General features: G+C 34.2%; 12 protein-coding genes. 11 read left to right on the top strand and 1 reads right to left on the bottom strand.

The features are described from left to right. The first annotated feature begins 13 nt into the window (after positions 1-13). The 7 genes from rnpA (at position 14) to rsmG (ending at position 6833) form a co-directional block, all read left to right on the top strand. Entirely contained in the window at positions 14-349 is a 336-nt protein-coding gene (rnpA, locus tag BN3282_RS04915) for a ribonuclease P protein component (protein WP_059067094.1), read from the top strand. Positions 350-379: 30 nt separating this feature from the next. Further along, positions 380-592, top strand: coding sequence for a membrane protein insertion efficiency factor YidD (gene yidD, locus BN3282_RS04910; protein ID WP_059067092.1), 213 nt, complete (start codon positions 380-382; stop codon positions 590-592). Between the two features lie 12 nt (positions 593-604). Then, positions 605-1909, top strand: coding sequence for a YidC/Oxa1 family membrane protein insertase (locus BN3282_RS04905; RefSeq protein WP_059067091.1), 1305 nt, complete (start codon positions 605-607; stop codon positions 1907-1909). Positions 1910-1930: 21 nt separating this feature from the next. After that, positions 1931-2728 (top strand): RNA-binding cell elongation regulator Jag/EloR, encoded by a 798-nt coding sequence (gene jag, locus BN3282_RS04900; RefSeq protein WP_059067089.1) that lies wholly within the window; start codon positions 1931-1933, stop codon positions 2726-2728. Positions 2729-2817: 89 nt separating this feature from the next. After that, on the top strand, positions 2818-4233 hold the full coding sequence (mnmE, locus tag BN3282_RS04895) for a tRNA uridine-5-carboxymethylaminomethyl(34) synthesis GTPase MnmE (RefSeq protein ID WP_059067087.1): 1416 nt from the start codon (positions 2818-2820) through the stop codon (positions 4231-4233). Continuing rightward, positions 4199-6109, top strand: coding sequence for a tRNA uridine-5-carboxymethylaminomethyl(34) synthesis enzyme MnmG (gene mnmG / locus BN3282_RS04890; RefSeq protein ID WP_059067085.1), 1911 nt, complete (start codon positions 4199-4201; stop codon positions 6107-6109). The genes mnmE and mnmG overlap by 35 nt, the downstream gene beginning before the upstream one ends. Positions 6110-6122: 13 nt before the next feature. After that, the gene (rsmG, locus tag BN3282_RS04885) at positions 6123-6833 is read left to right on the top strand and encodes a 16S rRNA (guanine(527)-N(7))-methyltransferase RsmG (protein ID WP_059067084.1); all 711 of its coding nucleotides are present in this window, start codon (positions 6123-6125) and stop codon (positions 6831-6833) included. 346 nt (positions 6834-7179) lie between these two features. Here the strand turns inward: rsmG and BN3282_RS04880 are convergent, their stop codons facing one another. Next, complete coding sequence (locus BN3282_RS04880) at positions 7180-8142, bottom strand: alpha/beta fold hydrolase (RefSeq protein WP_059067082.1); 963 nt, start codon at positions 8140-8142, stop codon at positions 7180-7182. A 226-nt stretch (positions 8143-8368) separates the two neighbouring features. On the opposite strand from BN3282_RS04880, the gene BN3282_RS04875 reads away from it, so the two are divergent. The 4 genes from BN3282_RS04875 (at position 8369) to serS (ending at position 12004) form a co-directional block, all read left to right on the top strand. Continuing rightward, positions 8369-9136, top strand: a complete 768-nt coding sequence (locus tag BN3282_RS04875) for a ParA family protein (RefSeq protein WP_059067080.1) — start codon at positions 8369-8371, stop codon at positions 9134-9136. Positions 9137-9139: 3 nt separating this feature from the next. Continuing rightward, the gene (locus tag BN3282_RS04870) at positions 9140-10045 is read left to right on the top strand and encodes a ParB/RepB/Spo0J family partition protein (RefSeq protein WP_059067078.1); all 906 of its coding nucleotides are present in this window, start codon (positions 9140-9142) and stop codon (positions 10043-10045) included. Positions 10046-10113: 68 nt separating this feature from the next. Then, positions 10114-10644 carry a DUF4446 family protein gene (locus BN3282_RS04865; protein WP_059070286.1) on the top strand — a complete coding sequence of 177 codons (531 nt, stop codon included), beginning with the start codon at positions 10114-10116 and terminating at the stop codon, positions 10642-10644. Positions 10645-10717: 73 nt separating this feature from the next. Then, positions 10718-12004 carry a serine--tRNA ligase gene (gene serS / locus BN3282_RS04860; protein ID WP_059067076.1) on the top strand — a complete coding sequence of 429 codons (1287 nt, stop codon included), beginning with the start codon at positions 10718-10720 and terminating at the stop codon, positions 12002-12004. Positions 12005-12009: the final 5 nt, after the last annotated feature.

The following is a 12009-nucleotide window of genomic DNA, read 5'->3' as shown; positions in this document are numbered from 1 at the left end:
AATGAGGAGATAAATGAAATTTTCCGAATCTTTAAAGAAGAATAAAGATTTCCAGACAGTTTACAGACAAGGAAAATCTTATGCGAATAAATATCTTGTTATGTATATTTTAAAAAGTGAAACTGGAAAAAATAGAGTAGGAATTTCTGTCAGCAAGAAAGTAGGAAATAGTGTCATAAGACATCATATCACAAGATTGATCAGAGAAAGTTATAGACTATCGGAAGAACATTTCCAAAGTGGATATGATATTGTCATTATAGCCAGAGTAAGTGCAAAAGAAAGAACATATCAGGAAATTTTGAGTGCACTGATCCACCTTGGAAAACTTCATGAGATATATGTCTGATCGGACAAACATAAAGGAGTGCAGTAGAAGATGAAACGGATTTTGATCGCGTTGATCCGGTTTTATCAAAAGTATTTATCCGGATTAAAAAGGCAGTATCATTGTATTTATATACCAACTTGTTCACAGTATGGGATTGAAGCAATCGAGAAATACGGAGCAATCAAAGGGGGCGCTTTGACTGTTTGGAGAATACTGCGCTGCAATCCATTTGCAAAAGGAGGGTATGACCCGGTACCTTAAGGAGGATAAAAGATGTATGGGATTTTAGCTGTCGGTTACGGAGACTGGCCGATTATCAAGCAGATTGCCTGGCTGTTGGGTAAACTGATGAATGGAATCTATAATGTGATGAATGCGATTGGTATTCAAAATATCGGTATTTGTATCATTATATTTACGATCATTATTTACACATTAATGATTCCTCTTACGATCAAACAACAGAAATGGTCTAAGATGTCTGCTGTTATGCAGCCTGATATAAGAAAAATACAAAAAAAATATGCAGGAAAAAGAGATCAGGCTTCCATGTTAAAACAGCAGGAAGAAATGCAGATCATATATGAAAAATACGGAACTTCTCCAACAGGAGGATGTCTTCCGATGTTAATACAGATGCCGATCTTGTTTGCTTTGTACCCGGTAGTTTCTAATATACCAAAATATGTACAAGGCGTAAAAGATGTTTATATGCCTGTTGTAAATCAGATTATGGCGACAGATGGTTTCCAGAAGATCATGGAAAAAATAGGAGAAGCAAGTCCGGTTCTTATGAGTCCAAAATCTTATGATTATTCGAAAGTGGATACCATTGTCAATGCGCTTTATAAATTTCAGGATTCTACATGGAATACATTAGTTGATAAAATGCCTTCTCTAAGTGAGATCGTAAATGATACGGTCAGTCAGGTAGGTCATTTAAATACTTTCCTTGGGATCAATATTGGAGAGCAGCCTTTGACTATGTTAATGTCAGCATTCCATGATTTTTCTATCATAGGGATCATTATGGCTGTTATCATTCCTTTGATGGCAGGACTTACACAGTTTATCAGTGTGAAATTACAGCCGCAGCCGGCAATGCAGGATAATGGAGATAATCCGATGGCGGGTTCTATGAAAACAATGATCTATACAATGCCGCTGATTTCTGTTGTATTTGGATTTACTCTTCCTGCAGGTCTTGGTTTGTATTGGGCAGCAAGTGCTCTGGTAAGATGTGTACAGCAGCTTGCGATCAATAAGTATTTAAGCAAGAAAACAGTGGAAGAATTGATTGAAGAGAATCAGAAAAAGGCAGCTAAGAAGCGTGAGAAAAAAGGTACTTCTGCTCAGGAAATAAATCGAATGGCAACACAAAGTACAAGAAACGTGACAGCGAAGAAAAAATCAAATATGTCTGATTCCGAAAAAGAAGAAAAGTTAAAAAAAGCCGCAGAATATAGTAAGAATGCAAAACCGGGAAGTCTTGCAGCTAAGGCAAATCTGGTAAGCAGATATAATGGCAATGACGGCATAAGCAAAGAAAAAACGAAGAAAGAAGATAGTGATAAATAGTTATCGCGGGAAGGAGCAGGGATGAACGGGAGTATCAGAGTATCAGCAAAGACTGTCGATGATGCAATAACAGAAGCATTGATTCAGTTGGGTGTAACAAGTGACCGACTGGAATATGAAGTGATTGAAAAGGGAAGCGCCGGTTTTCTGGGAATTGGAATGAAACAGGCAGTAATTGAAGCAAGAAGAAAGCCAGAACCAAAACCAGAGATCATAAAAGAAGAACCTGTTAAGAAACCCGAGATAAAAAAGGAAAAGCCAAAACAGGCTGAAAAAATCGCACCTGCAGAAAAAACAGAAGAAAAAGTTGTTGAAAAACAGGAAGAAACTTCTGTAAAACAAAAAGAGGATCTTGCTGAAGTAACGGATGAAGCAATCAAAGCCGTAGAAGATTTCTTAAAGGATACTTTGTCTGCTATGGATATGGAAGTAGAAATCACTTCTAAAGTAGATGAAGACGGTGCTTTAAGCATTGAGATGAATGGAAAACACATGGGAATTTTGATCGGCAAAAGAGGACAGACATTGGATGCGCTGCAATATCTTGCAAATCGTGTGGCAAATAAACATCAGGAAGGATATGTGCGTGTTAAATTAGATACAGAAAATTATCGTGCAAGAAGAGAAGAAACTCTGAAGAATCTGGCAAAGAATATTGCGCATAAGGTGAAAAGAACACGCAGAGCAGTATCTCTCGAACCTATGAATCCATATGAAAGAAGAATCATCCACGCTGCTTTACAGGCAGATCCATATGTTACGACACATAGTGAAGGGGAAGAACCTTACAGAAAAGTAGTTGTTACATTAAAGAAATAGGAAGATTATAGAAGCGAAAGAGACGTTTTACGCTTCACGGAAACTTTCGTGAAGATAAAAAGCGTCTCTTTTTGTTATTGAGGTGAAAGATGAAGAAAGATACAATTGCCGCAATATCTACAGGAATGACGAATGCGGGAATCGGAATCGTCAGGATTAGTGGAAATGAAGCATTTGAAGTGATAGATAGAATTTATAAAGGAAAAGAAATATTATCAGAAGCAGACAGTCATACGATCCACTATGGGTTTATCCAAAAAGACAATGAAAATGTGGATGAAGTTCTTGTCAGCGTTATGAAAGCCCCAAAAACATTTACAGGAGAAGATATAGTAGAGATTAATTGTCACGGAGGTACTTTTGTTCTACAAAAAGTTCTGGAAACTGTATTAGAAAATGGGGCAAGAGCAGCAGAGCCTGGAGAATTTACAAAAAGAGCCTTTTTAAATGGAAAAATAGATCTATCCCAGGCGGAGGCAGTTATCGATGTGATACAGTCTCAAAATGAGTATGCCCTGAAAAGTTCTGTTAGTCAGCTAAAAGGAAGTGTAAGAAGAAAGATAGAAGAAATCAGGAAAGAAATCTTATACCATACAGCTTTTATAGAGACCGCCTTAGACGATCCGGAACATATCAGCGTGGATGGGTATGGTGAAAAATTACAAAATACAATAGAGAAAATAAAAAAAGAACTAAAAAAACTAATTTCTTCCGCAGATGATGGAAGAATCCTGAAAGAAGGAATACAAACTGTAATTGTAGGAAAACCAAATGCAGGAAAATCCTCTCTTTTAAATGTACTGTCGGGAAGAGAACGTGCTATCGTAACAGATATAGAAGGTACGACAAGAGATATTTTAGAGGAACAGATACACTTGCAGGGATTAAATTTGAATATGATTGATACTGCAGGGATTAGAGAAACAGAAGATATCATTGAAAAAATGGGTGTAGAAAAGGCAAAGGAATATATAAAAGCTGCAGATCTTATTATTTATGTAGTAGATGCTTCTAGAAATCTGGATGAAAATGATGAAAAGATATTAAATCTTGTGTATAATAAAAAAGCAATTATTTTGTTAAATAAGTCAGATTTAGATACTGTTATTACAAAAGAGGATATAGAACAAAAAATAGAAGAAGTCTCATCTGTTTATAAAACAGATGAGAAAAAGAAAGAAAATAACATTCCTATGATCGACATATCTGCAAAAAAAGAACAGGGTATCAGAGAATTTGAAGAAACTTTAAAAAGAATGTTTTTAAGGGGAAATATTTCTTTTAATGATGAAATCTATATAACAAATCTAAGGCAAAAGGAGGCTTTAAAAGAAGCGGTAAACAGTCTGGAAAAGGTGACAGAGAGCATAAATAATCAAATGCCGGAGGATTTCTATTCTATAGATTTAATGGATGCATATGAGATATTAGGAAGTATTACAGGAGAAACAATAGGAGAAGATTTGGTCAATGAAATATTCAGTAAATTCTGTATGGGAAAATAAAGATGTGTATGATGTAGTTGTAGTAGGAGCAGGACATGCGGGATGTGAAGCTGCGCTTGCCACAGCAAGACTTGGTTTTAAGACGATCATGTTTACTGTCAGTGTAGACAGTATTGCCTTAATGCCTTGTAATCCCAATATCGGGGGAAGTTCCAAAGGACATCTTGTCAGAGAAATAGATGCACTAGGAGGAGAAATGGGAAAGGTGATCGACCGGACATTTATCCAGTCTAAAATGTTAAATCGCTCAAAGGGTCCGGCAGTCCATTCACTTCGTGCACAGGCAGATAAGGCAGAATATACAAAAGAAATGAGAAAAGTTCTGCAAAATCAGAAAAATCTGGATATTAAACAAATGGAAGTAACAGATATTTTAACTGAGAATGGAAAAATAACAGGGATACAGACCTATTCAGGAGCTATTTATCGTTGTTCTGCGGTAATACTTTGTACAGGAACTTATTTAAAAGCGAGATGTATATATGGAGAGGTAAGCACTCCTACAGGCCCAAATGGACTGCAAAGCGCAAATTATCTGACAGATAGTTTAAAATCACTTGGGATTAAAATGTATCGTTTTAAAACAGGAACACCTGCAAGGATCGATAGGAATACAATTGATTTCAGCAAAATGGAAGAACAAAAAGGCGACGAAAGGATTGTTCCCTTTTCATTTACAACAAATGCAGATGATGTGCAGATTGAACAAGTTTCCTGTTGGCTGACTTATACAAATGAAAAAACGCATGAGATCATAAGGGAAAATCTGGATAGATCCCCTTTATTTTCTGGAATGATAGAAGGAACAGGACCAAGATACTGTCCGTCTATTGAAGATAAGGTTGTAAAATTTGCTGATAAAAACAGACATCAGGTATTTATAGAACCGGAGGGATTAAATACAACAGAAATGTACGTAGGAGGAATGTCTAGTTCATTGCCAGAAGATGTGCAATATGCTATGTATAGAAGTGTTCCGGGGCTTGAGAATGTTAAAATCGTAAGAAATGCCTATGCGATAGAATATGATTGTATTGATGCAAGACAATTAAAAAGTACACTGGAATTTAAAGAGGTAGAAGGTCTTTTCAGCGGCGGACAGTTTAATGGAAGTTCAGGATATGAGGAGGCAGCGGCACAGGGACTGATTGCAGGTATCAATGCGGCAAGAAAGCTGCAGGGAAAAGAAGGAATCGTGATCGATCGTTCAGAAGGATATATAGGAGTCCTCATAGATGATCTGGTTACAAAGGAAAGTCATGAACCCTATAGGATGATGACATCCAGGGCAGAATACCGTCTTTTGTTGAGACAAGATAATGCCGATCTTCGTTTGACAAAAAGGGGATACGAAATAGGTTTGATTGATGAAACACGCTATCAAAATTTATTAAAAAAAGAGCAGTTGATAGAAGAAGAAATAAAAAGGGCAGAGTATACAAATATTGGAACATCTGGAGAGGTGCAAAATTTACTTTCTTCTTATGGAAGCACACTTCTTACTTCCGGTACTACACTGGCAGATTTGATAAGACGTCCGGAGCTATCTTATGAAAGTCTTAAACCTATAGATAAAGAAAGAAAAGAACTTCCGGCGGATGTAACAGAGCAAGTTGAAATTAATATTAAGTATGACGGATATATAAAGAGACAAAAAAGACAGGTTGAACAATTTAAAAAATTGGAAAAAAAGAAAATACCGCAAGATATAAATTATGATATGATCCAGAGCCTTCGTATTGAAGCAAAGCAGAAATTAAGCCAGCTTCGTCCGGAATCAATAGGGCAGGCATCAAGAATATCTGGTGTCTCACCGGCAGATATTTCTGTTCTTTTAGTATATCTGGAAGGTATATATAACAAAACAGATAAATAGGATGATGAATTATATGGCAGAAAAATTTGATATACAATTAAAACATTTAAAAATAGATTTAGATGATACGCAGAGAAAACAGTTCCGAGATTATTATGAATTGCTTGTAGAATGGAATAAGATTATGAATCTGACAGGCATTACAGAATATGAGGAAGTGTATGAAAAGCATTTTATTGACAGTCTTACAGTAGTGAAGGTTCTCGACATGACAAAATATACATCCCTGATCGATATAGGAACAGGCGCCGGTTTTCCGGGAATTCCGTTAAAAATAGCTTTTCCGGATATGCAGGTGGTTCTTTTGGATTCCTTAAATAAGAGAGTAAAATTCTTAAATGAAGTCATAAAGAAATTGGAATTAAAGAATATTACTGCTATACATGGCAGAGCAGAAGACTTTGCGAAACAGGAAGTATATAGAGAGAAGTTTGATCTATGTGTTTCACGTGCAGTTGCAAATTTATCTACGTTAAGTGAATATTGTATACCATTCATACGGATAGGGGGTATATTTATTTCTTACAAAAGCAGTACTGCTGATGAAGAGATAAAACAGGCAGAAAAGGCTGTACACATTTTGGGCGGAAAAATATGTGATAGTATAAAATTTCAGATACCGGAATCAGAAATTGGGAGATCTTTTATTAAAATACAAAAAAATAAAAATACACCTAAAAAGTATCCAAGAAAAGCAGGATTACCAACAAAAGAACCATTGTAAATATGACTTCACGCTGCTGCGGATTTCCAAACAGAAGTATTTATTTCCTTCTGATAGTGGAGCGAAACTTCTGATTGAAAGAGACAACAAAGAAACACTGTGTCAGATAAGCGGGCCTGCCCTGTGTTCTGACACAGTGTTTCTTTGTGTACCTTCTATAGTTTTTTCTGTTTTGAATATGAGCTTATGTTCTTCCGCAGTGTTAGCTCAATTCCGCTTACGCTTCATTTCGCTATCGGCTATCGCCGAATGAAAAGGAACAGTCTACACCCTGTTTACATGCAAGCATGACACAGGATGTAGACTGTTCTTTTTGTACTGCTTGTTGCTTCGGTAAATTTCTATTTTACTTTTCTTCTGAAAATAATATTTTTATTTGTTCTATAAATTCATCTGGTCTTTCCATATGAGGAAGATGTTTTGTTTTGTTGATTCCTATAATTTCTATGGAAGGTAATTGGTTTTGGTATTGATTAGCTATTAATCCATATTCAGGATTAGAATTTCCAATGATAATAAAAATACTATTAGTAAGTTTGTGTAAACAATAAAGTATATTAGAATTAGTGTATCTGCCTTTTTGACTTGCATAGAGATATTTTGAATGAGTATTTTCTTTATGAGAAGATTCAAAATAGGTCATGATACTTTTTTCATCAATTAAATTTTGGTTATAATAGTATGAAGAATAGAAATCTTGTCCAATTGTCTTTTTATTTACAAGTATATTATAAATAAAAGTTCCAAGTACAGGAGTGGACATTAAATGTTTTATAAGTTTTGTTCGCTTAGTTGGAATTTTGGCAAGTGAGACAATATTTTCTGGATTAACTAATGCAACACGATTTATATTAGTAGGATCATTTGCACACGCCATAATGACAAATGAACTTGAAAGGCCAGATACTACTACATCTGTTTTTTCTCCAATGACATGTTTGATAAAATCATTTATCATTTGTACATAAAGAAAATTAGTATAAGTTAAATTTGGTTTATCTGAACAACCACATCCAAGTAGATCAATGGTATAAACTGTATTTGTTTTTGAAAGTGTTTCTGTTATTTTGGACCATTCATAAGAAGAACTTCCTACGGTTAAATCATGTATTAATAGAATCGGAGAACCTGCCCCTTGTTTTTTATAGGCAACTTTTCCAAAACGCCAATCATAATAATTGTATTTATCAGAATCTAGTAGATTATCTACAGTAGAAATATAATACACTAGTCTATTTATTATATACATGATTCCTAAAGTGCTGCCTGTTAATGCTGTAAAAACAGCTGCCTTCTTTTTAAAATTCAATGTATCACCTGCTTTCAATTATATTTTTAATTATACTACACTCTTTCTTGCAAATAAACCCTAAATTATGAAAATAAATGTTTCACGTGAAACATTGAAAAATATAAAAATAAAACTCATATTTTAATAATAACTTTAAAAATATGTTTCACGTGAAACATTATTATAGATAATAAAATTAAAAGGTGATATAATAATAAAGTATTCATCAGAAAGGAGTACAAAAATGAGCAGAATTATTGCAATAGCTAATCAAAAAGGTGGTGTAGGAAAGACAACAACAGCAATCAATCTTTCCGCTTCTTTGGCTAGTTTAGGAAAAAAGGTTTTAGCACTTGATATGGATCCACAAGGAAATATGACAAGTGGATTAAGTGTGGATAAAAATGAAGTTGAAAATAGTATATATGATTTGATCATAGGGAATGTTGGAGTAGAAGATTGTATATGTAAGGAGGTTTTAGAAAATTTAGATGTACTTCCTTCGAATATTGATTTATCAGCAGCTGAAATAGAATTGATAGGTGTAGAAAATAAAGAATTTATAATTAAAAAAGAAATAGATAAAATCAGAGATAATTATGATTTTATTATTATTGATTGTCCTCCGGCATTAAGTATGCTTACGATCAATGCAATGACAACGGCAGATTCTGTTTTAGTACCTATACAATGTGAATATTATGCGCTGGAAGGGCTTAGCCAACTTATACATACTATTGAACTAGTTCAAGAAAGATTAAATTCTTCTTTGAAAATAGAAGGAGTAGTATTTACCATGTATGATGCAAGAACAAATTTATCACTGCAAGTTGTAGAAAATGTAAAAGATAATTTGGAACAAAATATATATAAAACAATTATCCCAAGAAATATCAGACTTGCAGAAGCACCAAGTTATGGAATGCCTATAAATCTATATGATGCAAAATCGACGGGCGCTGAAAGCTATATGATGCTCGCAGAGGAAGTGATTCATAAAGGGGAGGAATAAATAATGGCAGTAAAGAGAAATGGACTTGGAAAAGGATTAGATAGTCTTATACCTTCAAAAACAGAAAATAAAAATAAATCTGATGTGAACACCGGTAGGAAAAATGAAGAAAATATCAGTGGAGAAGTGAAGGTTAAAATTAATTTAGTAGAACCAAATCGAGATCAGCCAAGAAAAGAGTTTGATGAAGATGCACTTTTAGAGTTGGCTGATTCGATAAAACAATTTGGTATTTTACAGCCATTACTTGTTCATAAAAAGAAAGATTATTATGAGATCATTGCAGGAGAGAGAAGATGGCGAGCAGCAAAATTAGCAGGCTTAAAAGAAATTCCTGTTTTGATAAAAGAATACACGGAACAGGAAATAGTTGAAATCTCTTTGATAGAGAATATACAGAGAGAAAACTTAAATCCAATAGAAGAAGCAATGGCATATAAGAAACTTCTAGAAGAATTTAATCTGAAACAAGATGAAGTTGCGGAGAGAGTTTCTAAAAGCAGAACTGCAGTTACAAATTCCATGAGACTTTTAAAATTGAGCAGTCGAGTACAGCAAATGATCGTCGATGATATGATAAGTACAGGTCATGCAAGAGCACTGCTTGCTATTGATGATGAAGAACAGCAGTTTATTCTCGCAAATAAAATATTTGATGAAAAGTTAAGCGTAAGGGAAACAGAAAAACTTGTCAAAGAGATAAAAAATCCAAAAAAGGAAGTAAAAAAAGAAAAAAAAGAACATACGTTTGTATATGAAAATATTGAAGAACGTATGAAAAACGTCATTGGTACAAAGGTAAGCGTGACTCCAAAAGCAAATGGAAAAGGAAAAATAGAGATAGAATATTATTCAGAAGAAGAATTAGAAAGAATTTACGATTTAATTATGACGATCCAAAATAAATAAAAATTTCGGGGAGAATAAGATAAAAAGAATTTACGTACATTGAAAATTAATAAGGAGACTTGATGAATATGGAAAGCAAAATTTTAGAAAATATAGGCATTGATCCATTCTATATTTTTGTAATATTATTTTTTATACAAATTATATTGTTTATATTACTGATAAGTGCCAATATGAAATATAATCGACTAAAGGCAAGTTATTCATCTTTTATGAAAGGAAAAGACGGAAAAAATCTGGAAGATAGTATATTTGAAAGATTTGATATGCTAGAAGAGATTTCAAAAATGGCGAAAGAAAACCGTGACAACATCAAAGATATTTATAAAAAGATAGAAAACAATTATCAAAAGATCGGTATTGTAAAATATGATGCATTTCATGAAATGGGGGGAGATTTGAGTTTTGCATTGACAATGTTGGATCAAAATAATAATGGATGGATCTTAAATGCTATGCATAGCAGGGGAGGCTGTTATACGTATATTAAAGAAATTGTAAAAGGGGAAAGTTATATAGAACTTGCAGAGGAAGAAAGAGAATCACTCGAAAAAGCAATTTATCAGGAAGCATATGATCTTAAAGACATGGAAAAATAAAATAATCAAGCAGTAAAGTAAAAAATAACAAGATAAGATTAAAGAAATAAAAAAGGAAGAGGAAAAGAAGAATATGTTAGATATTAAATTTGTAAGAACAAATCCGGATAGAGTAAAAGAAAATATCAAAAATAAGTTTCAGGATGAAAAACTTCCATTAGTAGATGAAGTTTTAGAATTGGACAAAAAAAATAGAGAAATAAAGCAGGAAGTAGAATCTCTGCGAGCAGAAAAGAATAAAATCTCCAAAAGTATCGGCGCTATGATGGCACAGGGAAAAAAAGAAGAAGCAGAAGAACTTAAAAAACAAGTTACAGAAAATGCCGACAGAATGGAAAGATTATCTGCAGAAGAAAAAGAAGTGGAAGAAAAGATCAAGAAAATTATGATGACGATTCCTAATATCATTGATCCATCTGTTCCGATAGGAAAAGATGACAGTGAGAATGTGGAAGTAGAAAGATTTGGAGAACCGGTAGTCCCTGAATTTGAAATCCCTTATCATACAGAAATCATGGAGGCTTTCCAGGGAATTGATTTAGATAGTGCAAGAAGGGTTGCGGGAAATGGTTTCTATTATCTGATGGGAGATATTGCAAGGCTGCATTCTTCAGTTATCGCATATGCGAGAGATTTTATGATAAACAGAGGTTTTACGTATTGTGTGCCGCCTTTTATGATACGAAGCAATGTTGTGACAGGCGTCATGAGTTTTGCGGAAATGGATGCCATGATGTATAAAATAGAAGGAGAAGATCTATACTTGATCGGAACAAGCGAACATTCCATGATTGGAAAATTTATTGATACTATGTTAACAGAAGAAGAACTTCCGCAGACATTGACGAGTTATTCCCCTTGTTTCAGAAAAGAAAAAGGTGCGCATGGTATAGAAGAAAGAGGCGTATATAGGATTCATCAATTTGAAAAGCAGGAAATGATCGTAGTATGTAAACCGGAAGACAGTATGCAGTGGTATGATAAATTATGGCAAAATACAGTAGATCTTTTCCGTTCCTTAGATATTCCTGTGCGTACTCTGGAATGTTGTTCAGGAGATTTAGCTGATTTGAAGGTGAAATCTGTAGATGTAGAAGCCTGGTCGCCAAGACAAAAAAAATATTTTGAAGTAGGCAGCTGCTCAAATTTAGGAGATGCACAGGCAAGAAGACTGGGAATCAGAGTAAAAGGAGAAAATGGAAAATATTTTGCGCATACATTAAATAATACAGTAGTAGCACCTCCGAGAATGTTGATCGCATTTTTGGAAAATAATCTTCAAGCTGATGGCAGTGTGAGAATACCAGAAGCGCTCCGCCCATATATGGGAGGCTGTGAAAAAATCGTGCCAAAAAAATAGTCTAA

Origin of the sequence: Mediterraneibacter massiliensis (genome assembly GCF_001487105.1) — a bacterium.
Taxonomy (GTDB): domain Bacteria; phylum Bacillota; class Clostridia; order Lachnospirales; family Lachnospiraceae; genus Mediterraneibacter; species Mediterraneibacter massiliensis.
The sequence above is the reverse complement of the archived record's forward strand: the minus strand, read 5'-3'. Positions and strand labels throughout refer to the sequence as shown.

What these genes read in the sequence shown, in the direction of transcription:
- mnmG (WP_059067085.1), top strand. Translation starts at nt 4,199, where the DNA reads ATGAAATATTCAGTAAATTCTGTATGGGAAAATAAAGATGTGTATGAT.
- BN3282_RS04865 (WP_059070286.1), top strand. Translation starts at nt 10,114, where the DNA reads ATGGAAAGCAAAATTTTAGAAAATATAGGCATTGATCCATTCTATATT.
- rsmG (WP_059067084.1), top strand. Translation starts at nt 6,123, where the DNA reads ATGGCAGAAAAATTTGATATACAATTAAAACATTTAAAAATAGATTTA.
- serS (WP_059067076.1), top strand. Translation starts at nt 10,718, where the DNA reads ATGTTAGATATTAAATTTGTAAGAACAAATCCGGATAGAGTAAAAGAA.
- BN3282_RS04875 (WP_059067080.1), top strand. Translation starts at nt 8,369, where the DNA reads ATGAGCAGAATTATTGCAATAGCTAATCAAAAAGGTGGTGTAGGAAAG.
- jag (WP_059067089.1), top strand. Translation starts at nt 1,931, where the DNA reads ATGAACGGGAGTATCAGAGTATCAGCAAAGACTGTCGATGATGCAATA.
- BN3282_RS04870 (WP_059067078.1), top strand. Translation starts at nt 9,140, where the DNA reads ATGGCAGTAAAGAGAAATGGACTTGGAAAAGGATTAGATAGTCTTATA.
- BN3282_RS04905 (WP_059067091.1), top strand. Translation starts at nt 605, where the DNA reads ATGTATGGGATTTTAGCTGTCGGTTACGGAGACTGGCCGATTATCAAG.
- yidD (WP_059067092.1), top strand. Translation starts at nt 380, where the DNA reads ATGAAACGGATTTTGATCGCGTTGATCCGGTTTTATCAAAAGTATTTA.
- rnpA (WP_059067094.1), top strand. Translation starts at nt 14, where the DNA reads ATGAAATTTTCCGAATCTTTAAAGAAGAATAAAGATTTCCAGACAGTT.
- mnmE (WP_059067087.1), top strand. Translation starts at nt 2,818, where the DNA reads ATGAAGAAAGATACAATTGCCGCAATATCTACAGGAATGACGAATGCG.